The following is a 22,334-nucleotide window of genomic DNA, read 5'->3' as shown; positions in this document are numbered from 1 at the left end:
CTCGTCAATGCGAAAAAAGCTTCTTGCGTACGCGCTCGCAGGGCTGCTTGCCGCCGGTGTCGGCGCGGTGGTCTCACCGGTCGCCGCCCAGGCCCACGGCGCGATGATGGTGCCGGGCAGCCGCACATGGCTCTGCTACAAGGACGGCCGCAACCCGCAGACGGGTGCAATCGAGCCGAAGAACGCCGCGTGCGCGGCCGCCGTGGCGCAGAGCGGGACGACCTCGCTCTACAACTGGTTCGCGGTGCTGCGCTCGGACGGGGCGGGCCGGACCTCCGGGTTCATCCCCGACGGTCAGCTGTGCTCGGGCGGCACCGGTGGCCCGTACAACTTCACGGGCTTCAACCTGCCGCGCAACGACTGGCCGCTCACCCACCTGACCGCCGGCCGGCAGATCGGGGTCCAGTACAACAACTGGGCCAAGCACCCCGGCACGTTCCGCATGTACATCACCAAGGACAGCTGGAGCCCGACCCGGGCCCTGGCCTGGAGCGACCTGGAGTCGGCCCCGTTCGACTCGGTGACCAACCCGCCGTCCAACGGTGGTCCCGGGTCCGATGACGGGCACTACTACTGGAACGCGACGCTGCCGTCCGGCAAGAGCGGCCGCCACCTGATCTACTCGGTGTGGCAGCGCTCGGACAGCAACGAGACGTTCTACGGCTGCTCCGACGTGACCTTCGACGGCGGCAACGGCGAGGTGACCGGCGTCGGTGGCGGCGGCACCACGACGCCTCCGCCCACCACGCCTCCGCCCACGACCCCGCCGCCGACCACACCGCCGCCCTCCACGCCTCCGCCTACGACCCCGCCGCCTGCGGGATCCGGCGACTGCACCGCGATGTTCAACATCACGGGCACCTGGAACGGCGGATTCCAGGCCGAGGTGATGGTCCACGCGGGCACCGCGGCGATCAACAACTGGTCGGTCAACTGGACCTGGCCCGGGTCGCAGACCCTGGCCCAGGCCTGGAGCGGCACGGCCACCAGCAGCGGCTCGCTCGTGACGGTCAAGAACGTCAACTGGAACGGCACGGTCGCCGCCGGCAAGTACGTGACGTTCGGGCTGATCGGCTCGGGCACGGCGCCACCATCGGTCAACAACCTGGCCTGCGCCACCACCTGACCTGACCCGCTCCGAAATGGAACCCGGCGGCGGCGCGACCCCATCGCGCCGCCGCCGGCCCCTTTGACACCGGATCCGCCCGGCTGCCAAGCTGCCTCATGGGCTTTCGCGCGCCCTCGGCGGACAAGATCTACCGGTACGCTCTGCGCCTGGACAGCACCGGAGGCCTGGTCGACCGGTTCGGCTGGTCCATAGTGGTGCTGAACGACAGCTCGGCCGCGTCCCGGCAATTCCTCTCGCGCTACTGCGTCGACCTCTGCGTCCGTACGGCCGACCGGGTGCGGTTCGTCTTCTTCTCCGACTTGTCGGTGGGCGCTTTCACGGCCGCCATGTGGGAGGGGCACGACGGCCCGCTTCGTGGATCGAAGCTCGGAGTCATCGGGCCGGTGCTCGACAGCATCGCCCGCCTGGACTTCGAACGGGATCCGTGGCGGCAGCTGCGGCCGGCCGCGCTGCGGCCCTTCGTCGACCTCGGCGAGATCGACGAGCAGATCGGCTGGGAGTGTTCGGAGAAGGCAGCGATGCCGGGTTCGGGCGAGGCGTTGCGATTCGCCCAGCGGCTCGGCATCGGCGCCCAGGTCCCGTGCATCCTCGTCTTCACGGACATCGGCGCGCTCACCGTGCATGTGTTGCCGTTCGAGGGTGCCTCCCCGGATCAGATCTTCGAGCGCGTACGGGGCTGGATCGACGACTTCTACGCGGAGAACCGTGCCGCGCTGGCCCGGTGGCAGTCGGTCGAGGACGACATCGCCCGGCTCGCCGAGCAGTCCCGGTCGACGCTCAGGGCCGTTCGGGGCTGGCAGCATTCGCGGCGGAACGCGTGGAACGACCTCAGGAACGCGCTCGGGGCCAAGCGCGCACTCGCCGACGGCCCGGAGGCGGGTCTGGCGGAACTGCAGCGGATCGTGACGGACTATCACATTCCCTGGCGCTTCCGTAACCGCGTCATCGAGCTCGCCGCGGACTTCGAGGCCGTCGTGCGGCCCTCGGCCGCGGTCCTGGAGTTGCGCCGCCGAGCGGTGAAGCTGCCCGCTCACACCGAACCGAAGCGGATCCGGGCGCAACTGCGAGAGATCGAACGCCGGTCGGAGCTACTGGGACCGGTCTCCCGGGCGGCGGTCGCCGAGGCGTCGGCGGCGCTGCGGAACTCACGATCGGCGCACCCGCCGCGCGATCGCCTGTTCCGGTGGTGGCGAGGCACGGTGCTCACCTTGCTGTCCAACAGGCAGTTTCGTCGGCAGCGCCTGCAGTGGACTCCGTCGGAACCGACGGACGCCCACGCACAACTGCGCACGCGGGACAGACTGCGAATCGAGTACGGCGTTTTTCGCGAAGCTGTCGGCGGCTGCCGGGTAACCGCCGGCGCCGAGACGATCGCCGACTGCGCCTTCTCCGCGCTGGCCGCGTTCCATGAGATCCCGGAGGGCTCGTCGGCCTGGATCGCCGCCACGTCGGGTCACCGGCAGAACCTCGTCGCAAGTCTCGGAAGACTGCGATGGGGCGTGCCGCGCTGGCTCGAAGGGCTGCCGATCGGTGAATGCGTGCCGCTCGGACGTCCGGCCGACCCGGATTCGTTCGAGGCGTTCATCCGGTCCCAGCCCCGGTTGCTCGCCGTGGTGGAGTCGGAGGCGGCGCGGTGGAGTGAGGCTGAGGAAACCCACGCGCGGCATCGCGACCGGGTCGCCGAGGCGCTACGAATGGAGCTGACGCCGCCGACCCCGGCCGCGGCGGTCGAGAAGCTCCGCCAGGCTCTGGCGGAGGTTCACGCCGAGATGCTCGCCGACGCGCGTGCCCGGGCCCTCGCCGACGATTCAGCCGACCTGCCGGAAACGGATCTCGCGTCGGTGCCGCTGCTGGCGGAGTCGCTCGACGAGTACGACGCCGCCGTGGCCCGGATAAGCTTCCCGCACCTGCGTGACCCCCTGCTCGTGCCGGTGCCGACCGAGCTGTCCCCGGCGGAGGCGGCTGGGGCCGAGCGGCACCCGCCCCGCCCCGGCCCGTCAGAACGGCTGGCGGAGGCGGTCGCCACCACCCGCCAGGCGTACGACATGATGACGAGGGCCGAGGCGGATCGCTCGCGTCGGGCCGCGGTCCTGTCCGGCGTGGTCGGACCGGCCCGGCTGCCCGCCCTGTTAACCGCCGGCGGCGATCAGGCCCCGTTCGAGACGCTGGTCGAACGCCTCGACGCCGACGAGCTGAACGCCCTGCGGCAGGCCCTCGACGGCCGGAATCACGTCGCCGCACGTGTCTCCGCGGCGTCGCCGACCCGGTTCGACGTCTTCATGGCCCACAACAGCGCCGACAAGCCGGCGGTCCTGGACCTGTGCCGCCGCCTGCGGGACCGCGGGCTGAAGCCGTGGATCGACGTCGAGCAGATCCCGCCCGGCCGCTGGTTCTCCGACGTCATTCAGTCTGCCGTCCTGAAATCTGACGCCGCCGCGGTCTGCATCGGTCCGGCGAGCGTCGGCCGCTGGCAGGCCCTGGAGATCCGTACCTTCCTGGAACAGTGCGTGGAGCGGCAGGTGCCGGTGATCCCGGTGCTGCTGCCCGGCGCCGACCGCATCCCGGCCGAGCTCGTCTTCCTGCGCAACCTCCACCATGTCCGCTTCACCGACCACCTCGACGAACCGGCCGCCCTGAACGACCTCGTCTGGGGCATCCGCGGCCACAAGCCATGATCCACCTTGGCGGTGGATCCTACGATGCGGTTATCGATCGGCGATGGGCGGACGGATGCCTTCGAGAAGCCGGGGTCACGGCGGGAACGGTGATGTCGGACCGTCACGCTCGCGCACCGGCGGGACCGAATCGGTCCGAGCCGAGCAACAAATGGTTACCGAGGTCTCGGCGACCGGGCGCTCGGTGGAGAACGGCGGCACCGGCAGTCGGCCCGAGTCGACGGACACGCAGCGGCAGCACGCCGACGACCGGCTCACCCGACGATCCGGTCGACCCGGCGACGCCCCGTACGGCCCGCCCAAGGACATCAAGCCGGGCGAGGACTCCGAGGTCCGCCGTTCGCTGGAGATGGAGAACTCGGGCGCCGTCGTGCTCGCTGATCGGGGCTATCACGTCCAGCAGAACCCGTCCAAGGCCGACGTCGCCCAGGCGCGGATGAACGCCGGCGATCTGGGAGATCCGGGCAAGGACCCCGATTATCTTGTCGAAGGGCGGGTGTTCGACTGCTACTCGCCGGTCAAGCCCACGAAGGCTGTGCGAGGCATCTGGTCCGAGGCCCAGGAGAAGGTTGAGGACGGTCAGACCCAGCGGGTGGTGGTGAATTTGGAGGATTGGCGCGGAGACATGTCCGCACTGAGGAAGCAGTTCGCGGACTGGCCCGTTCCAGGGCTCAAGGAGGTCAAAGCGATCACCCCTGAGGGCGACATCGTGCAGATCGACCTCCCGCCGTATCGACCGATGGAAGAGCACCCATGGCTACCCAGTACAAGCTGACACTGGCCGGCGACACCCCGGTGAATCAGGTCGCCGAGCGGGCCTTTCCGGCGTCCGACGAGCGCCCGACCGGTGTCGCGCCGCGTCTTGTCGCGGATCTGAAAGGGCGGTACGGATTCGACGTGACGATTGCGGCCGGGCGCGACGGCTACCTCGACCTGGAAACTGACGAGGGATCATTCGAGTGGGAACCCGAGTCGTATGTCCGGATCGTCTTTCGTCTGGACCGGCTGGCTGATCCGCTGTGGGCGGTGGGGAATCTGCTGACCGCGGTTCGCCGGGTGCTGGACACCGGGTCGGAGGACGCCATCTTCGATTTCAACGGGGACATTCTGTTGTTCGCCCGTCATGGCGGCGTGGTGACGAAACATCGACGGGGCACGTGGTGGGAGCGGTACTCCGACGGGGGTCAGCTGATTCCTGACTGAGCGTTCCGGTCTTGGCGGGCGTGCGAGAGACTCGATTGCACGCCTACGAGGGGGCACACATGCCGTACCTCAATGTAGTTGATCCGGGCTTCGACTTCACGGCGCCGGAGGTGTTCGCCGCCCAGGCGGCCGGGTGGTGGGCCGAGAGTCCGCTCGGGCCGCTGGTGTTGCGGTATGCCGAGACTCAGGAGCTGTTGCGGGACAGGCGGCTCGACCATGGCGGCGACGGGTATCTGATTCAGCACGGCGTCACGTCGGGGCCGATCCACGACTGGTGGGCTCCGATGATCGTCAACCATGACGGGGCGGACCATCGGCGGCTGCGGGGGCTGGTCGGCCGGGCGTTCACGCCGCGCATGGTCGAGCAGGTGCGGCCGTTCATCCGGGAGACGGTGGAGGCGCTGGCCGACGAGGTCGAGGCGGCCGGGGACGTCGAATTCGTCGAGGCGTTCGCGAGCCGGCTGCCGCTGGCGGTCATGGGGGAGCTGCTCGGCGTTCCCGCTGACGACCACGACCTGTTCAGCGTCTGGTCGAGCGACATCGGGCTGATCTTCGCGCTGGCCGCCGGCGGTGACACGGTGTCCCGGGTGGAACGGGCTGTGGCCGGGCTGGACGGGTACGTCGAGTCGCTGATCGACGTCAAGATGGCTCGTCCGGCCGATGACCTGATCTCCCGGATGGTCGCCGTGTGGCGGGACGAGCGGACGGTGAGCCGGGCAGAACTTCGGAACCTCGTCGTCACGCTCGTTTTCGGGGCGCACGACAACACACTCCACCAGTTGTCGAACGCGATGGTGACGTTCGCCGAGCATCCGGCGCAGTGGGGGCTGCTGCGGGAGCGGCCCGAGCTGGCCGATCGGGCCGTCACCGAGGTTATGCGGTGGCGTCCGTCGGCGGCCAGTGTGTTCCGGCGGGCGACCGAGGATATCGACTACCGCGGCCTGGCCGTCGCGGCCGGCACGTTCGTGACGATGGCGGTGCAGGCGGCCCAGAGGGATCCGCTCGCCTATCCGGGCGGCGACGCCTTCGACATCACGGCTGTCCGCGATGCGCCCCTGCTGCAGTTCGGGGCCGGCCCGCACTACTGCCTCGGCTCGGCGCTGGCCCACGCCCAGTTGAGCGAGGCGCTGCCGATCCTGGCCCGCCGGTTCTCACCGCCGGTCGTCACCGGCCAGGTCACCTGGCGTCCGGCGATCGGCACTCACGGGCCGAACGCGTTGCCGTTGTGCTTCACGAGGCCGGGCTGAAGGGACTGCTGGCGGGCCAGCAGGCGGGAGACGCCGTCGGCGGTCATCGGCTCGGCCAGGTGGAAGCCCTGGCCCAGGGTGTAGCCGAGCTCGCGCAGCGCGGCCACCTGCTCGGGGCTCTCGATCCCCTCGGCCACGGTGTCGAGGCCCAGGGCGTGCGCGAGCTGGATCACCGCCCGGGCCACCGCCTGGCGGGCGTCGGCCGCGGCCGGCTGACCGTCGTCGATCTCGATGCCGTCGACGAAGGACTTGTCCAGTTTGACGATGGCGGCGGGGAAGGCCCGCAGCAGGCTCAGTGACGACTCGCCGGTGCCGAAGTCGTCGAGGGCGAGCCGGATGCCCATGCGGTCGAGTTCGTGCAGCGCCCGGGAGACCTGGGGGCCGCGCAGGACCGCCGATTCGGTCACCTCCAGCACCAGGCGCTCGCAGGGCAGGCCGCTGTCGGCCAGCGTCTTGGCGACCTCGGACACGAAGTCGGGGTCGTGCAGCTGCCGGGCGGAGACGTTGAGGGCGGCTTCCTTCAGCGCGTCGGGGCCGAACTCGTCGAGCCACGCCGCGGCCTGACGGCATGTCTCGCGCAGCACGAAGCGGCCCAGCGGCACGATCAGGCCGGTCCGTTCGGCGGCCGGGATGAAATCGCCCGGGCCGACCAGGCCGCGGCCCGGGTGGTGCCAGCGGACCAGGGCCTCGACGCCGATCACCCGGTTGCCGTCGAGCCGCACGATCGGCTGGTAGACCACCCGGAACTCGTCGTTGTCGAGAGCGCGGCGCAGTTCGGCGCCGAGTTGCATGTGCGCCAGCACCGGCTCGCCCATGCCGTCCACATAGCGTACGAACCCCGCCTTGCCCCGCTGTTTGGCCGTCTACATCGCGACGTCGGCGTCCCGCAGCACCGAGTCGACGGTCGCCTCCGGCGCCGCGGTGGCGATGCCGATGCTCGCCTGCACCAGCAGCCGGTGCTCACTGATCGGATGTGACAGCGCGGTCAGCAGCCGCTCGGCCAGGTGCTCGGCGTCCAGCCCGTTCCCGTTCAGCACCACGGCGAACTCGTCGCCGCCGACGCGGGCCGGCAGCCCCCGGCCGCCCACCTCGGTGTGCAGCAGCAGCGACACCGAGACCAGCAGCCGGTCGCCGACCCCGTGCCCGAGCAGGTCGTTGACGGCCTTGAAGTCGTCCAGGTCGAGCAGCAGCACGGTGGTCGGGCCGCCGGTGGCCAGCTCGGTGGTGAGCCGGTCGCGGAACAGCGCCCGGTTGGCCAGCCCGGTCAGACCGTCGTGGCTGACCTCGTACTGAAGCCGTTCCTCCTGAAAGCGCGCGTTCCGCAGCAGGCGGGAGTTCTCCCGGTACGCGAGATATTGCCGGACCATGACCAGCGCGGTCACTACGACGGCGGCGATCAGCACCACCCGCACGGGCGGGCGCAACGGCGCGCCGAACGCCACGGCGATCAGCGGCACGTCGACCAGCACCATGGCCAGGTAGGGCAGCAGCACCCCGACCCGGGCCGGCGGCCGGCGTAGCCCGCGTTCGGCCCGTTCCTGCGCGGCCACGCCCAGGGCGATCGCCACTGGGGCCAGGGGCAGGACGATCGAGCCGGCCGGGACGCTGGCGAGATAGCCGAACTGGACCGCGAGCACCGCGCAGGCGGCGGCCGGAACACCGCCGGCGGCCGCGACGAGACGCATCGCCACCCGGTCGACCGGGCCGCCGGCGATGTACGACACCTTGGTCGCGGACCCGACGGCGACCAGGAACCCGAGTCCGACCAGAGCTGTCGCCTGAGGGCTCCACGGCTCGCGGGCGGCCAGCATCGGGGCCAGCCCGAGATACCAGAGCACGGCCGCGCAGCCGAGGAACGCGATCATCCGGTCCAGGGTCATCCGCCACCGCTCGGCGCCGTGCGCCGCGCCCACCGGCACGCGAGCCAACGCCCAGATGGCGATCAGGAAGCCGAGGATCGCGAGGGCCGCCGCCGGCGCCGGCATGCTGCGCGTGCGGACCTCGTCGGGGTGGGCGAACATGTCCACCGCCAGCCACGCGTAGCCGATCGTGTTCAGGCCGACGGCGAGCAGGATGGCCCGCCAGAATCGCCGCGCCACGGGATCGAGCCCGCTCGCGACGCGGGTCAGCCGGTGGACGGACGCGGTCGCCAGGGCCGCGTTGACCGGGACGAACAGGTACGCGATCGTCTCCGGTCCGGCGCCGGTCCGCAGATAGACCACGCACCAGAGCGTTCCGATTGCGGCGACGGCGGCGGTGGCCAGCACATACCGGCGAGCTGTCGGCTCGAGCACATCCCGCGTCACGGGCCCGACCCTAACGGCTCCGATGTAGAGCTGATCTCCCCCGAACGTTCACGTTCACCCGGCGGCGAGTTTCTCGCGGACCCGGGCCGGCTGCCACCCACCGCCGATTCGGGCATAGATAACGATCACTGGAAGCGGCCAGAATCGGGCCATGAGGGAATACGACCTGTTCGCCCCCGAGGCGATGGCTGACCCCGACGCCTTCCTGCACAGAGTCCGCGCCGAGAGCCCGATCGCCTGGCTGCCGCGGCTCGACGCCTACCTGCTGACCCGGTACGCCGACGTCGACGCGGCGCTGCGGAACAAGCGCCTCGACACCGCCAACATGTTGCGGGTCCTCCAGCGCCTCAGCCCGGCCGAGCAGGAGGAGCTGGAGCCGGTCCGCCGATCCATCGAGATGTGGATGGGGCACACCGTCCCGGCCGACCATGTCCGCTTCCAGCAACTGCTCAAGCGTTACTTCACCCCGGCGATGGTCGACCAGTTGCGTCCGCGGGTGCGCGAGTTCACGCACGAGCTGATCGACGCGGTCGCGTCCAAGGGGCAGATGGATGTGGTCCGCGACCTGGCGTACCCGCTGCCCGCGAACGTGATCGCCGAGCTGCTCGGCATGCCGGTCAGCGATCGTGAGCAGTTGCAGGCGTGGTCCCGGGACATCGTGCCGATCTTCGGCCTGGGCGACCGCCGGCAGTTGCTGCAGGCCCAGCGCAGCATGCTCGAGATGCACGACTACCTGCGACTGCTCGCGGCCGACCGCCGCCGCGAGCCTCGCGACGACGTGCTGAGCACGTTCATGGCGGCCGAGGCCGAGGGCGTCCTCACCGAGGACGAGGCGGTGGCCAACTGCGTGCTGCTGCTCTTCGCCGGCCACGAGACCACGGCCAACCTGATCGCCAACGGCCTCGTCCTGCTCTTCGACAACCCCGGCCAGTTGGCGCTGCTGCGCGAGGACCCGGCCCGGATGCCGCTCGCCGTCGAGGAGATGTTGCGATGCGACGGCCCGGCCGGCGTCATCGGCCGGGTGACCACCGAGCCCGTCGAGCTGGCCGGGACGAGCGTGCCGGCCGGCAAGCATGTCTATCTGGCCCTCATGGCGGCGAACCGCGACCCGGAGGTCTTCGCCGACCCGGACCGCTTCGACGTCACCCGCCGGGGCAGCCGGCATCTCAGCTTCGGCATGGGCACCTACTACTGCCTGGGCGCGGCGCTGGCCCGCATGGAGACGGACGAGTGCCTGCGGATCCTGCTCGACCGCTGCCCGGACCTCCGCCCCGCCTACGCGACGCCGGACTGGACGCCGAGCCTGCCGATCGGCCACCGCCTGGCTTCGCTGCCGGTCACTTTCTGACGGCGCGCAGGCCTCGCAGGACGAAGTCGAGGCGGCGGCGGTAGTCGTCCCGGGTCTGCTGGTCGCAGGCCCGCACGATGACACCGCGCTCGAGGATCAGGTAGGCCAGGTCGTCGGGGGTGATGTCGGCGCGGACCACGCCGGCGGCCTGGGCCTCGTGCAGCAGGCGGCCGCCGAAGTGGCAGGCGCGATCGAACAGGGTGGTCAGCGGCTCGGAATCGGGGAGGACCCGCATCAGGACGTCGTTGGCCGCGGGCTCGTCGAACTGCAGCAGCCATGTGCGCAGCAGGTATTCCTCGAAGCGGAGCAGCGGGCCGTCGAGGGCGTCGACCGCCTCGATGATGCCGGCGATGCGTTCGGCCACCAGCTCTTCCACCACCGCGTCGATCAGGCCGGTGCGGCTGCCGAAGCGGTGGTAGATGGTGCCCTTGCTGACCCCGGCGGCCCGGGCCACCTCGTCGAGCGGGGTGGTGAGGCCGCCGGCGCGGAACACGTCGAGGGCAGCGCGGCGGATGCCCTCGACGTTGCGCCGGGCGTCGGCTCTCATGCGGGGGAGGCTGCCCTGTCCTGCCAGGTCACGTCGAGCGCCTGGCGGAACAGCTCGATCGGCTGGGCGCCGGAGACGGCCCGCTTGTTGTCGAAGACGAAGAACGGGACGCCGCTGATGCCCAGTTCGCGGGCGCGGGCCAGGTCGGCCCGGATGTCCTGCTCGTAGGCCTTGGTCTCGAGCGCCTTCAGCGCCTCGGCACGGTCGAGCCCGAGCTCGGCCGCCAGGTCGGCCAGCACGCCGTGGTCGGCCAGGTTGAGGCCGTCGGTGAACTCGGCCCGGAACAGGCGGTCGACCATGGCCGGCTCGGCGTCGTGGGCCTTGGCCAGGTGGATCATGCGGTGGGCGTCGAGCGTGTTGATCATCATCGTGGCCGGGAACCGGTAGTCGAGGCCGGACTGGGCGCCCCGGGCCGCCAGCTGGGCGTGCGAGGCCTCGATCTGAGCCTTGGGCATGCCGTACTGCTGGGCGAGGTAGTCGTCGGCCAGGACGGCCTCACCGACCGGGAAGCCGGGGTTGAGCTGGAAGCTGTGATAGCGGACCTGCACCGCGCTGCCGTGCGGGAACTGGTCCACCGCCTCTTTGAGGACGGCGTTGCCCAGGTAGCAGAACGGGCAGACGACGTCGCTCCAGACGTCGATGACGATCGGCTCGGCCGCGGGGCCGAAGACGCTGCCGCTCATCAGTCGCACCACCCGTCGACGGCGCAGACACCGGAGTCGTCCGGCGTCTCCAGCATGATCAGTGGCGCGGGAGCCGGCTCGGCCGCCTCCGCCTCGACCTGGGTGTCGTCCTCGACGACGTTACTTGACTGCATAGTCAAGAAGTTACCAGCAACTTGACCGCGCCGCCAAGATAGTGACTTTCGACATGGTGGCCGAAAGTTCCGACGTATTGCGAATATCAAAACGCGACGAAAGTGCTTCTGATCAAGGAAAGTAATCTTGACGACATAGACGGTCGCCTTTACGTTACGAAGGTCCGCCCGATGTGTTTCCGAAACTTCCGGCCACCGCGGGAGTTTCGGCGCTTGCTGACCCCGGCGGCCGAGAAGGAGCTCCCCCATGCCCACTCGACGCGAGTTACTCGCTCTGACCTCCGGCGCAGCAGTCACCGCCGCGGCCGGATTGCCCGCCCCCGCCCAGGCCCACGCCTCCCGTACGGACGGCTGGACCGCCACGTGGGCGGCCGCCCCCACCACCGTCCCGCCCACCCCGTCCACCGTCCTCGCCAATCAGACCGTCCGACAGATCGTCCACACCAGCCTCGGCGGCGACGAGATCCGCATCCGGGTCACCAACGAGTTCGGCAACGGTCCGCTGCGCCTCGGCGCGGCCCGCGTCGCCCTGCGTTCCGGCGAGGGCGCGAGCACGGCGATCGTTCCCGGCTCGGATCGCCGCGTGACCTTCGGCAACCGCGCCGCGGTGACCATCCCGGCCGGCTCGCCGCTGGTCAGCGACCCGGTCCGCCTGCGGGTGACACCGGGCGCCGACCTGGCGATCAGCCTCTACCTGCCGGCCCGGACGCCGGTGACGACGCTGGCCGCGTTCGCGTTCCAGGACAACGTCATCGCCGACGGCGACGTCACCGCGGCCCGCACGGTGAGCCCGGTCGCCACCATCGGGCAGTACCTGTTCCTGTCCGGGGTGGCCGTCCGCCGCGAGGCCCGGGCCGTCGTCACCCTGGGCGACTCGATCACCAACGGCGCCAACACGGCCAGCAACCTCAACCACCGCTGGCCCGACCTGCTCGCCGCCCGGCTGCGCCACATCGGCGTGGCCAACGTCGGCATCTCGGGCAACCGACTGCTGCACGATCCGAACCCGGCGCCCGGAAGTGACGCCGAGGGCTTCGCGGCGTACTTCGGGCACAGTGGCCTCCGCCGTTTCGACCGGGACGTCATCGCCCAGCCCGGCGCTGCCTACCTGGTCGTGCTGCTGGGCGTCAACGACCTCGGCCACCCGGGCACGGTCGCTCCCGCCTCCGAGGTGGTCAGCGCCGACGACCTGATCGGCGGTCACCGCCAACTGATCGCCCGCGCGCACTCGGCCGGCCTGGTCGCGATCGGCGCCACGGTCCTGCCGTTCAAGGGTGACACCCTCGGCTTCTACAGCGAGGCCAACGAGCGCAAGCGCGACGTGCTCAACCGCTGGATCCGGTCCGGTGGCGAGTACGACGGGGTCATCGACTTCGACCGGGCCCTGCGCGACCCGGCCGACCCGCTGCGGCTCAACCCGGACTACGACAGCGGCGACGGCCTTCATCCCAACGACGCCGGCATGGCCGCGATGGCGGACGCCGTGCCGCTGAGGCTCTTCTCATGAGGGCCGCGATCGCTTCTCTGACGGCCGCGAGCCTCCTGGTGCTCGCGCCGGTGCCCGCAGCGGCCGGCCACGCTTCGGTCGGTGGGAAGACCCAGTCGTACGTCTCCACGGAGAACGGCCCGGGCCGCTTCCCCCTGCGGGGGGCGCCCATCGTGGTCAGCAAGGACGACTTCGCGGGCGTCATCCGCGTCGCCGACGACCTGCAGACCGACCTCGGGAAGGTCACCGGCGTCAAGCCCGTCGTCGGGCACGACACGATTCCGGCCGGGCGCGACCCGGTCATCGTCGGCACCATCGGCAAGAGCCCGCTCATCGACCGGATCATCGCGCGCGGCAAGCTCGACGTGCGGGGGATTCAGGGCAAGTGGGAGACCACGGTCGAACAGGTCGTCCGGGATCCGCTCCCCGGCGTACGGCGTGCCTTCGTCATCGCCGGAAGCGACCAGCGGGGCAGCATCTACGGCGCCTACGACCTGTCGCGGAAGATCGGTGTCTCGCCCTGGCACTTCTGGGACGACGTGCCCGTGCAGAAGAAGGCCGAGCTCTATGTGCTGCCCGGCCGGCACACCCAGGGCACCCCGAAGGTGAAGTACCGCGGGTTCTTCATCAACGACGAGAACCCGGCCACCGGCACGTGGGCGCCCGGCTACTTCGGGCCGGGCAAGGCGCCCGGTCATCCCGGCGGGCTCAACAGCGAGTACTTCTCCCAGGTCTTCGAGACCATGCTGCGGCTGAAGGCCAATTACCTGTGGCCGGCCGTGTGGGGGCGCGCCTTCGCCGAGGACGACCCGCTCAACCATGCCACCGCCAGCTTCTACGGCGTCGTCATGGGCACCTCGCACGAGGCGCCGATGATGCGCGGCATCGAGGAGTGGAACCGGCACCCGACCGGGACTGGGGAGTGGAGCTTCCGCCGGAACGCGGACGCCATCAAGGCGTACTGGCGGGACGGCGCCGAACGGATGCGCGACCAGAACATCGAGGGCGTCATCACGCTCGGCATGCGCGGCAACGGCGATGTCAGCCTGCCCGACGGCGACGGCATCGACCTGATGTCGTCCATCATCGACAGTCAGCGGCAGATCCTGCGCGAGACCGGGCTGATCGACCGGCCGCAGGTGCAGACCCTCTACAAAGAGGTGCAGCGGTACTGGGACAACGGCTATCGGCCGCCGGACGACGTCACGGTCGTTTTCTGCGACGACAACTGGGGCAACATGCGGAAGCTGCCCGACGCGTCGTTGCCTGCCCGCAGCGGGGGCTACGGCATGTACTACCACTTCGACTACGTGGGCGACGGCCGCAACTACAAATGGGCCGACACCATCAATCTCACCAACACGTGGGAGCAGCTGAACCTCGCGTACCGCAAGGGTGTCGACCGGCTCTGGGTCGTGAACGTGGGCGACCTGAAGAACGAGGAGCTGCCCACCCAGTTCTTCCTCGACTACGCGTGGAACCCGGATTCGGTGCCGCTGCACGGGATCGACGAATGGACCACGTCGTTCGCCGCCGAGAACTTCGGGAAATCGCTCGCGCCGGCCGTCGCGGAACTGCTCGACGAGTACTCATTCCTGCAGTCGCGCCGCAAGCCGGAGTTGCTGAACCGGCGCATCACCGTCGACCCGGCCAAGGACATCACCACCGACCCGACGGCCGTCGTCTACAACGACCAGGCCACCCCGTTCAGCCTCACCGACTACGGCGAGATGGACCGCGTGACCGAGGACTGGATCGATCTCGCCCGGCGGGCCGAACGGCTGCGAGCGAAGGTGCCCCCGGCCTGGCAGGACGCGTTCTATCAACTGGTCTACTACCAGATCAAGGACACGGCTGTCATCTATGAGCTGCGGCGCGCGCAATTCACCAACATCGCCTACGCGGCGCAGGGCCGAGCGGCCACGAACAAGCTCGCCGACACCGCCGAACGGCTCTTCGCCGAGGACCAGGCGATGAGCGACTACTACAACACCGTCCTGGCCGGCGGGAAGTGGAAGAACTGGCAACTGCAACCCAAGATCGGGTACGGCAACGTCGAGCGCTACGGCCCGAACGCGCCCTGGCAGCAGCCGGAGCTGAACAACGTGGCCCTGCCGGACGAGATCTACCCGCACCTCCAGCGGATCGACGTGCCCGCGGGCAGTGAGCTGGGAGTCGGGCTCGACGGCGGTGACCCGGAGACGCTGCCGGCGTTCAGCCCGTGGCAGGCGCAGCGTCCGCAGTACATCGACGTCTACAACAAGGGCGCGACGCCGTTCCGGTACCGGATCACCACGGGCGCTTCGTGGGTGCGCGTGGCGCCGGCGTCCGGCATCGTGGACGACCAGGTGCGGGCGACGGTCAAGGTCGACTGGCGGCGCGCGCCGAAGGGCACGACCACCGTGCCGATCACCGTCACCGGCGCCGGGACATCCGTCGTCGTGCGGGCGCCGATCGCGAATCCCACGGTCAAGCCGGTCGGCTTCCTCGAGGCCAACGGGTACGTGGCCATGGAGGCGGACCACTACACCGGCCGGACCGGGAAGTGGCAGCTGCTGCCGGGCATCGGCAAGACCGGCAACGGGCTGACGCCGGTGGACACCTCGGACGCCCGCCTCGACTACAAGATGACGCTCACCACCAGTGGTCCGGTGCGTGTCACCGCGTACCTGTCGCCGCGCAACAACGTGCTGCCGGGGGACGGCCTGAAGTACGCGGTGTCCATCGACGGGCAGACGCCGCAGGTGGTGAACGTGACCAAGGCGACCGGCGCCAACGACACCACCATGAACCGGCAGTGGGCGCGCAACACGTCCGACAACATCAACCGCACGACGACGACCCACCAGATCTCCGGGCCGGGCGTGCACACGCTGACGTTCCGGGCGATCGACCCCACGGTGATCGTGCAGCGTCTGGTCGTGGACACCGGCGGGGTCAAGGACAGCTACTTCGGGCCGCCCGAGAGCCGGAGGCGCTGACATGCGGCGAAGGACATTGCTGAGCCTCGGCGGGGCGGCGGTGCTGCCCGTGCCGCTGTCCGGCGCGGCGGCAGCCGGCGGCCGGAAGCGGTGGATCCACACCTGGACCGCGATGCCGCAGCTGACCGAGCCCCACAATCTGCCACCGGCGCCGTTCACCGGGGAGAGCGCGGTGCTGGTCGACACCACCCTGCGTCAGACCGTGCACGTGACGGTCGGTGGTTCCCGCGTACGGATCCGCTTCTCCAACGCTTTCGGCGGAGCGGCCCTGCCGCTGACGGCGGCGGCGGTGGCCCGGCCGGTCGGCGGCCAGGCCGGAGTGCCGGCGATCGTGCCCGGGTCGAGCCGCCCGCTCACGTTCGGCGGGCGGCGGTCGGTCACGGTGCCGGTCGGGGCGCAGATCGTCTCCGACCCGGTGCCGCTCCCGGCCGGGCGGGGCGAGAACCTGACCGTCACCGTGTACCTGGCGACGGGACAGGCCACGCTCAACCTCACCTCCCATCCCGGGTCGCGGACCACCTCGTACCTCGTCGGCGGTGACCAGCACGCCGCGCCCGACCTGCCCGGCGCCGTCGGCGTCGCGCACTGGTATCTGCTCAGCGGCGTCGAGGTGGAATCGGACGCGCCGGCGCTGGCGGTCGTCGGCGACTCCCTCACCGACGGGCGGGGCTCGACGACCGACGGAAACGACCGCTGGCCCGACCAGCTGTTCGCCCGGGGGGCCCGCGCGGCCGTGCTCAACCAGGCGGCGGGCGGCAACCGGGTGCTCAACGACGGGCTCGGGCCGAGCGTGCTGGCCCGGCTCGACCGGGACGTGCTCGCCACCAGCGGCGTCGACCGGATGCTGCTGTTCGAGGGCGTCAACGACATCGGCACGGCGCCGGCCACGGTCGCCGATCAGAAGGCGGTGACCGACGATCTGCTGGTCGCCTACGAGCAGATCGTGCTGCGCGCCCACGCCGCCGACCTCAGGGTGTACGGCGCGACGATCACCCCGTTCGGCGGCAACACCGGCTACGACGATCCCGGTGGTCTGCGAGAGGCTTCGCGGACGGCGGTCAACGCGGCCGTCCGGCGGCGCGGCCTGTTCGACGGGGTGGCCGACTTCGACGCCGCCGTGCGGGACCCGGCCGTGCCACGGCAGCTTCTCCCGGCGTACGACACGGGGGACCACCTGCACCTGAACCCGGCCGGCTACCGGGCGATCGCGCAGGCAGTGCCGTTGCGCTGGCTGAACTGACGTCGCAGCCGGCGGTGGCCTTCGGGCGACCTACTATCGGGCGGTGACGTTCCGCGGCTGGCCCAGCGAGGCCCTCGAGTTCTACGAGGGCCTCGAGGCCGACAACTCGAAGACGTACTGGACCGCGCACCTCGACTTCTACGAGAAGCAGGTGCGCGATCCCATGCGGGAGCTGCTGGCCGAACTCGAGCCCGAGTTCGGCCCCGGCAAGATCTTCCGGCCGTACCGGGATGTGCGGTTCAGCAAGGACAAGTCGCCCTACAAGACGCACCTCGGGGCGTGGCTCGACATGGGCGGCTACCTCCAGCTTTCGGCCGAGGGGCTGGCAGCGGGCTGCGGCGTCTACCAGATGGACAAGGAGCAGCTCGACCGCTACCGGCGGGCGGTGGTCGACGATCGCGCCGGCGCGGAGCTGGCCGCCATCGCCGGCCAGGTCGGCGTACACGGCCACGGATCGTTGAAAACGGCGCCCCGGGGCTACGACAAGGAGCATCCGCGCGCCGACCTGTTGCGGCACAAGGGCCTGACCACGTGGCAGCAGTGGGAGCCGGCAGCCTGGCTCGGGACCGCGGCCGCCAAGAAGCGGATCGTCGACTTCCTGCGCGCGAGCCGGCCGCTCAAGGACTGGCTGGACACCAACGTCCGCTGAGGGCCTTGCTAGCGGCCGATCGCCTCGTCTTTCGTGCTCTGGTCGATCAGGGGACGGCCGCCCAGTGGGGCGGTGAGCTTGATCGGATAGAGGCGGACGGGTGGCACCGGCGACGTACGGTCGGAGTCGCAGAGTATCTTCGCCTGCGTGCACGTTCCCGTGAGCGTGATGGTGACCGATTCGGGGGACTCCTGCACGCTGAGGCCGTCCACGCGGAACGCGCCGTCGACGGCGACGAGCAGGTTGGTTCCGGCCGGAAGGTCGAGGTCGAAGGGATTGGCGTTCTCGACGGTCGTGTATCGCCACACGGCGAGCAGGCCGTCAGTGCCCGTGCCGGTCGTTCCGGATGACGGGGTCGCAGCGGCCGAGGTCCTGGTGGTCGAGGGGAAGGCCGACGGGGTGGCGGGGGCCGGCGGTGGCGCGAGCTCGACGTGGGTGGTTCCGAACCGTTGCTCGCGGGCCTTACGAACGGCGGCGGCGTCGCCCTGGACCGAGTCGGCGCGGATGAGATAGCCGCCCAGGATCACCACGAGCAGGATCGTGCCGACGCCGGCGGCCCGCCCCAGGTTGTAGGAGAGGTCGCTGGGCTCGTTCGCGTCCGGATCCCGATAGCGCCAGGCGTTGAGCGTCAGCCACTGGTGGCGCGGCGCGATCACGGTCCACAGCGCGAAGGCGATCAGCAGAACGCCGCCGATGATCAATCCCACGAGGCTCAGTCTGGCAAAGCGGATCCAGGCCGCCGCGGGAGGCGCCCGGGAGCGAGGGGCGGCCCGGCAGCGGATCGGGATCTACGCTGCCCGGCATGGCCTTGCGACCGGACGAGTTCTACGCCCATGCCCTCGAAGCCGCGGACGGCCAGCGGCGGCTGCCGCTGGCCCGGATGACCGGCTGGGACATCAGCCCGTTCACGCCGGACGGGCTGAGCGTCTCGCCGCTGCGCGAGCCCGTGCTGCCCGAGCCGCCCCGGCACGGCGAGGACCCGGCCGACTGCCGGTCGTGCGACCGCCGCGACGAGGGCCTCTGGCTGAACGACAGCTGGCGGCTGACCCGCATCCCCAAGGCGGGCGTGCCGCTGATCCTGATGCTGCATCCGCGCGACCACCACGACCTGGCCGACCTGCCCGACGAGCTCGCGGCCGAACTGGGCGTGCTGACCAAACACCTCGCCCGGCACATCCAGGCGTTGCCGAACATCTCGCGGGCCCACGTCTACCGCATCGGCGACGGCGGCGCCCACCTGCACGTCTGGTTCTTCGCCCGGCCCGAGGGCCAGTCCCAGCTGTACGGCTCGTGGCTCGTCGTCTGGGACGACCTGCTGCCCGAATACCCCGACGACGTGGCCGCGGCCGACGCGTCCGTGGTCGTCGACGCCCTGATCGACTCGTACGGCGGCCGCCGCCCCTGAGCCGGTGTGTCAGATCGTGGCGGCTGTCCGGCCGGCGAGGGGCGCCGCCAACGGGTACGGCCTCTCGCGCGGCAGGAGCTCGGCCGCGCCCGCCTCGTCGCCGGCCGAGAGCCGCGCCCGGATGGCGTGCGCCTGCTCGGTCACCTCGGTGAGCCGGGTGACCCAGTCGTCCACATAGCGCTCGACGGCCTCGCCGCCGAGACCGACCTGCAGCGAGCGGTACGGCAGCGGCTGCAGACGCACGGAACGCTCTGATGATGGCCGAGGGCGGGCCGGGCCCGACAGCGGATTTCAGAGCACGGCGTGACCGTAGCGGAGGGCCGGCCCGGCGAGGTCGGGCAGGCCGTACTGCGCCGTCAGGGCCGCGAACCGGGCCGTCGCGCCCGGCCCGAAACGAGCGAGCGAGGCCGCGTACGCCGAAGGGGTGTTGAAACGGGGCGGCGAGGTCTTGCTGTGGAACTTGTCGGCGTACATCACGAGGGTTTCCTCGGGGGTCTCGGCCAGATAGTCCACGGGCGGCAGGGGCAGCCGCTGGCGCAGGACGTCGTCGCGGCTGATGCCGACGCCCGTGTGGTGGGAGCAGATGCGGGCGAGCGGCTCCGGCAGGTCGAGCGCGCGCAGCATTTCGTGGCCCAGAAGGCCATGTCTGACGTACGACTCGCCCGGCGCCAGCCGATAGACGCCGATGTCATGGAGCAGGGCGCCGGCCCGGACGAGGTCCCCGTCCTCATCGGTCAGCAACTGCCCGGCGATGTCGCCGATGATCCGGCAGTGGGTCCAGACCAGCTCGAACGCCTCGCGGTCGGGGGCGAAGCGCTCGTGCAGGGCGCGGATCTCGTCGTCGCTCGGCAGGTCCACGGCGTCAGCCGGCCTCTGTCGTCTGCGGGTCCGACACCTGGCTCCCCACGAGTAAGGCGGCGAGCGGGTCGGCATCCACGATGTCCAGCCTACGGGTCCTCGACCCGCCGGTCAGGGCGGAGCGCCGATCGCTGGGCAACCCGATCGTGGTCGGCGTTGTCCGGAGCATCCCCCGCTGTCCTACAGTGTCGGTTGCGTCAACCCCGGATGTCTTGGAGCACGAAGCGTGAAGCGAGTTCTCATCAGCTTTTCCCAGGAGAGGAGCCGCGAACTCGCCCTCGTCCTGCGGAGCTGGCTGCCCGATGTCATCCAGCAGGTGCAGCCCTGGGTGTCGCATGAGGACATCGAGAAGGGGCAGCGCTGGGCGGCCGAGATCTCCCGGCATCTCGACGGCTCGACCGAGGGCCTGATCTGCGTCACGCCCGAGAACCAGGCGAAACCCTGGCTCAACTTCGAAGCCGGCGCGCTGGCGGTTCGAGACCGGCGACTGAGCCTCAGGTCGCGAGCAGGGCGGACAGACCGGTGGGGTAGAGCGGAGCTTCGGGGGTGAAGCTGCTCAGCGGCCGCCAAAGCACGCGGGTGCCCGCGTCGTCGAGCACTTCGCCGACGACGTCGCGTTCGTAGAGAGCCGGGTCGGCCAGGCGGCAGCCGAACACGAAGACGATTTCGTGGCCGTCCCGTCCGTACGCGTGAAACAGGTTCTCCAGTACGCCGATGCGGTGCACATCGTCGAGCTCGGCGGCCAGCTCCTCCCGCAGCTCGCGGCGCAGGGCAGCCTCGGCGGTCTCGCCGAACTCGATGCCGCCGCCGAGAGGGCGGTAGAACGTCTGGTCATTCGTCGGATCGTGCGCCTCGAAGACCAGGATGTCGGGGCCGCGGCGCGGGACGGCCAGGGCGATCGGGCGGATCACCGGGTGGCGGCCGCGGCCGGGTCGAAGCCGAACGGGAGTTCCAGGCGGTGGGCCCGCAGCAGGGCCTCGTCGGTGAGGACGGCGGGGGTGGGGGCGTCGGCCACGATGCGGCCGTTGTCCAGGATCACGGCGCGGGGGCACAGCTGCAGCGCGTACGGAAGGTCGTGGGTCACCATCAGGATCGTGATCGGCAGCGGGGCCAGGATCTCGGCCAGCTCGCGCCGGCTGGCCGGGTCGAGGTTGGAGGAGGGCTCGTCGAGCACCAGGATCTCGGGGCGCATGGCCAGGACGGTGGCGACGGCCACCCGGCGGCGCTGGCCGAACGACAGGTGGTGGGGGACCTGGCCGCGGTGGTCGCTCATGCCGACCGCGGCCAGGGCCTCGTCGACCCGGGTCTTCAGCTCGGCACCCCGTACGCCCAGGTTCTGCGGGCCGAAGGCCACGTCCTCGGCGACCGTGGGCATGAAGAGCTGGTCGTCCGGGTCCTGGAAGACGATGCCGACCCGGCGGCGGATCTCGGCCAGGGCGGTGCGGTCGGCCGGGTTCACCCGGGCGCCGGCGATGTCGATCGTGCCTGGGCCGCCGTTCAGGATGCCGTTGAGGTGCAGGACGAGCGTGGTCTTGCCGGCGCCGTTCGGGCCGAGCAGGGCGACCCGCTCACCGGCGGCCACGGTGAGGTCGACGCCGTGCAGCACCGGTGTGCCGTCGGGGTAGGCGAAATGCAGCCCGGCGACGCGCAGGGCCGGGGTCTCGGAGCTGCTCATGGTCGTCATGATCCCAGGGCGGCGGCCAGCGCGATGCCGCCGGTGGCGATCGGCAGCACGGCCGCCGCCATCCACTGCCCGACCGGCGCCCGGGCGGCCTCGTCGTGAGGCAGCCGTCCGGCGTACCCCCGCGAGACCATCGCCAGATAGACCCGCTCGCCCCGCTCGTACGCCCGCAGGAACAACGCCCCGACGCTGACCGCGAACGCCTTCACCTGCCACAGGAAGCGCGGATCGTAGCCGCGGGCCAGCCGCGCGATCCGCATCCGCCGGGCGTCGTCGGCCAGCACGTCCAGATACCGCAGCATGAACGTGGCGATCTGAGTGAACACGGTGGGGCAGCGGAGCCGGTCGAGGCCCAGGATCAGGTCGCGCATCGTGGTGGTCGCGGCCAGCAGCAGCGACGCCAGCACGCCGAGGGTGCCCTTGGCGAAGATGTTCCACGCGCCGTGCAGGCCGTCGACCGACAGGGACAGCCCGAGCCAGTCGACCCGCTCGCCCTGCCCGGCGAAGGGCAGCGCGACCGCCAGCAGCACGAACGGCAACTCGATCGTGGCCCGCCGGGCCAGCCACAACGCGGGCACGCGAGCCACCACCGCGACGACGGCCAGCAGCACGGCATAGCCGCCGAAGGCCCAGAACTCCGTCCGCGGGGTGACCACCACGATGATCGTGAAGAGCAGGACCGCGGCGATCTTCACCTCGGGGGCGAGGCGGTGCACCGGGCTGACCCGATCGAGGTGCAGCACGGCGTGCCCGGCGCCCACC

At 70.7% G+C, this 22,334-nt stretch carries 23 protein-coding genes; 12 read left to right on the top strand and 11 right to left on the bottom strand.

Features of this window, described 5'->3' with window-relative positions; all coding sequences use genetic code 11:
- Window positions 1–7 precede the first annotated feature (7 nt).
- The 5 genes from KXC43_RS00165 to KXC43_RS00145 all read left to right on the top strand — a co-directional run bounded on the left by KXC43_RS00165 (window position 8) and on the right by KXC43_RS00145 (window position 6,254).
- Window positions 8–1,126 carry a lytic polysaccharide monooxygenase auxiliary activity family 9 protein gene (locus KXC43_RS00165; RefSeq protein ID WP_221373779.1) on the top strand — a complete coding sequence of 373 codons (1,119 nt, stop codon included), beginning with the start codon at window positions 8–10 and terminating at the stop codon, window positions 1,124–1,126.
- 98 nt (window positions 1,127–1,224) lie between these two features.
- Window positions 1,225–3,804, top strand: a complete 2,580-nt coding sequence (locus KXC43_RS00160) for a toll/interleukin-1 receptor domain-containing protein (protein ID WP_221373778.1) — start codon at window positions 1,225–1,227, stop codon at window positions 3,802–3,804.
- Between the two features lie 349 nt (window positions 3,805–4,153).
- Window positions 4,154–4,579 carry a CdiA C-terminal domain-containing protein gene (locus tag KXC43_RS00155; RefSeq protein ID WP_221374691.1) on the top strand — a complete coding sequence of 142 codons (426 nt, stop codon included), beginning with the start codon at window positions 4,154–4,156 and terminating at the stop codon, window positions 4,577–4,579.
- Between the two features lie 20 nt (window positions 4,580–4,599).
- Window positions 4,600–5,007 carry a SitI3 family protein gene (locus tag KXC43_RS00150; protein ID WP_221373777.1) on the top strand — a complete coding sequence of 136 codons (408 nt, stop codon included), beginning with the start codon at window positions 4,600–4,602 and terminating at the stop codon, window positions 5,005–5,007.
- A 59-nt stretch (window positions 5,008–5,066) separates the two neighbouring features.
- Window positions 5,067–6,254, top strand: a complete 1,188-nt coding sequence (locus tag KXC43_RS00145; protein WP_221373776.1) for a cytochrome P450 — start codon at window positions 5,067–5,069, stop codon at window positions 6,252–6,254.
- Here the strand turns inward: KXC43_RS00145 and KXC43_RS50345 are convergent.
- A complete protein-coding gene (locus KXC43_RS50345) occupies window positions 6,209–7,069 on the bottom strand; it encodes a putative bifunctional diguanylate cyclase/phosphodiesterase (RefSeq protein ID WP_255643272.1) in 861 nt (286 codons plus the stop codon). The two genes, KXC43_RS00145 and KXC43_RS50345, sit on opposite strands and share 46 nt — an antisense overlap.
- A 48-nt stretch (window positions 7,070–7,117) precedes the next feature.
- Window positions 7,118–8,560 carry a diguanylate cyclase domain-containing protein gene (locus KXC43_RS52510; protein ID WP_308128899.1) on the bottom strand — a complete coding sequence of 481 codons (1,443 nt, stop codon included), beginning with the start codon at window positions 8,558–8,560 and terminating at the stop codon, window positions 7,118–7,120.
- A gap of 151 nt (window positions 8,561–8,711) precedes the next feature.
- On the opposite strand from KXC43_RS52510, the gene KXC43_RS00135 reads away from it, so the two are divergent.
- Window positions 8,712–9,908: a cytochrome P450 gene (locus KXC43_RS00135; RefSeq protein WP_221373775.1), complete on the top strand. Its 1,197-nt coding sequence runs from the start codon at window positions 8,712–8,714 to the stop codon at window positions 9,906–9,908.
- Here KXC43_RS00135 and KXC43_RS00130 read toward each other — a convergent pair.
- Genes KXC43_RS00130 through KXC43_RS50335 form a run of 3 tightly spaced genes read right to left on the bottom strand, consistent with a single transcriptional unit; the run spans window position 9,898 to window position 11,272 of the window.
- Window positions 9,898–10,455, bottom strand: a complete 558-nt coding sequence (locus KXC43_RS00130) for a TetR/AcrR family transcriptional regulator (protein WP_221373774.1) — start codon at window positions 10,453–10,455, stop codon at window positions 9,898–9,900. The genes KXC43_RS00135 and KXC43_RS00130 overlap by 11 nt on opposite strands.
- Entirely contained in the window at window positions 10,452–11,138 is a 687-nt protein-coding gene (locus KXC43_RS00125) for a DsbA family oxidoreductase (RefSeq protein ID WP_221373773.1), read from the bottom strand. Before KXC43_RS00125 ends, KXC43_RS00130 begins: the two co-directional genes overlap by 4 nt.
- Entirely contained in the window at window positions 11,138–11,272 is a 135-nt protein-coding gene (locus tag KXC43_RS50335; protein WP_255643271.1) for a hypothetical protein, read from the bottom strand. Before KXC43_RS50335 ends, KXC43_RS00125 begins: the two co-directional genes overlap by 1 nt.
- 247 nt (window positions 11,273–11,519) lie before the next feature.
- Between KXC43_RS50335 and KXC43_RS00120 the strand changes: the two genes are divergently transcribed.
- The 4 genes from KXC43_RS00120 to KXC43_RS00105 are packed head-to-tail and all read left to right on the top strand — an operon-like array spanning window position 11,520 to window position 17,628.
- Complete coding sequence (locus tag KXC43_RS00120; RefSeq protein WP_221373772.1) at window positions 11,520–12,779, top strand: SGNH/GDSL hydrolase family protein; 1,260 nt, start codon at window positions 11,520–11,522, stop codon at window positions 12,777–12,779.
- Window positions 12,776–15,739 (top strand): glycosyl hydrolase 115 family protein, encoded by a 2,964-nt coding sequence (locus KXC43_RS00115; RefSeq protein ID WP_221373771.1) that lies wholly within the window; start codon window positions 12,776–12,778, stop codon window positions 15,737–15,739. The genes KXC43_RS00120 and KXC43_RS00115 overlap by 4 nt, the downstream gene beginning before the upstream one ends.
- A 1-nt stretch (window position 15,740) precedes the next feature.
- Window positions 15,741–16,979 (top strand): SGNH/GDSL hydrolase family protein, encoded by a 1,239-nt coding sequence (locus KXC43_RS00110; protein WP_221373770.1) that lies wholly within the window; start codon window positions 15,741–15,743, stop codon window positions 16,977–16,979.
- Window positions 16,980–17,022: 43 nt separating this feature from the next.
- Complete coding sequence (locus KXC43_RS00105) at window positions 17,023–17,628, top strand: DUF2461 domain-containing protein (RefSeq protein ID WP_221373769.1); 606 nt, start codon at window positions 17,023–17,025, stop codon at window positions 17,626–17,628.
- A gap of 8 nt (window positions 17,629–17,636) precedes the next feature.
- Here the strand turns inward: KXC43_RS00105 and KXC43_RS00100 are convergent, their stop codons facing one another.
- Window positions 17,637–18,335, bottom strand: coding sequence for a DUF6199 family natural product biosynthesis protein (locus KXC43_RS00100; RefSeq protein ID WP_221373768.1), 699 nt, complete (start codon window positions 18,333–18,335; stop codon window positions 17,637–17,639).
- Window positions 18,336–18,430: 95 nt separating this feature from the next.
- On the opposite strand from KXC43_RS00100, the gene KXC43_RS00095 reads away from it, so the two are divergent.
- Window positions 18,431–19,033, top strand: coding sequence for an HIT family protein (locus KXC43_RS00095; RefSeq protein WP_221373767.1), 603 nt, complete (start codon window positions 18,431–18,433; stop codon window positions 19,031–19,033).
- 9 nt (window positions 19,034–19,042) lie between these two features.
- On the opposite strand, the gene KXC43_RS00090 is transcribed toward KXC43_RS00095, so the two are convergent.
- Both KXC43_RS00090 and KXC43_RS00085 read right to left on the bottom strand, forming a co-directional pair.
- Window positions 19,043–19,276: a DUF4291 family protein gene (locus KXC43_RS00090; protein WP_308128898.1), complete on the bottom strand. Its 234-nt coding sequence runs from the start codon at window positions 19,274–19,276 to the stop codon at window positions 19,043–19,045.
- Between the two features lie 48 nt (window positions 19,277–19,324).
- Window positions 19,325–19,891: an HD domain-containing protein gene (locus KXC43_RS00085; RefSeq protein ID WP_308128897.1), complete on the bottom strand. Its 567-nt coding sequence runs from the start codon at window positions 19,889–19,891 to the stop codon at window positions 19,325–19,327.
- Between the two features lie 226 nt (window positions 19,892–20,117).
- Between KXC43_RS00085 and KXC43_RS53175 the strand changes: the two genes are divergently transcribed.
- Window positions 20,118–20,441 carry a TIR domain-containing protein gene (locus KXC43_RS53175; protein WP_221373765.1) on the top strand — a complete coding sequence of 108 codons (324 nt, stop codon included), beginning with the start codon at window positions 20,118–20,120 and terminating at the stop codon, window positions 20,439–20,441.
- Here the strand turns inward: KXC43_RS53175 and KXC43_RS00075 are convergent.
- Genes KXC43_RS00075 through cbiQ form a run of 3 tightly spaced genes read right to left on the bottom strand, consistent with a single transcriptional unit; the run spans window position 20,386 to window position 22,333 of the window.
- A complete protein-coding gene (locus tag KXC43_RS00075) occupies window positions 20,386–20,802 on the bottom strand; it encodes an NUDIX hydrolase (RefSeq protein WP_308128896.1) in 417 nt (138 codons plus the stop codon). The genes KXC43_RS53175 and KXC43_RS00075 overlap by 56 nt on opposite strands.
- Window positions 20,799–21,566: an energy-coupling factor ABC transporter ATP-binding protein gene (locus KXC43_RS00070; protein ID WP_221373764.1), complete on the bottom strand. Its 768-nt coding sequence runs from the start codon at window positions 21,564–21,566 to the stop codon at window positions 20,799–20,801. The genes KXC43_RS00075 and KXC43_RS00070 overlap by 4 nt, the downstream gene beginning before the upstream one ends.
- A gap of 5 nt (window positions 21,567–21,571) precedes the next feature.
- A complete protein-coding gene (cbiQ, locus tag KXC43_RS00065; RefSeq protein WP_221373763.1) occupies window positions 21,572–22,333 on the bottom strand; it encodes a cobalt ECF transporter T component CbiQ in 762 nt (253 codons plus the stop codon).
- Between the last annotated feature and the right edge of the window lies 1 nt (window position 22,334).

Source organism: Paractinoplanes polyasparticus (genome assembly GCF_019710575.1).
GTDB classification, from domain to species: Bacteria; Actinomycetota; Actinomycetes; order Mycobacteriales; family Micromonosporaceae; genus Actinoplanes; species Actinoplanes polyasparticus.
The sequence above is the reverse complement of the archived record's forward strand: the minus strand, read 5'-3'. Positions and strand labels throughout refer to the sequence as shown.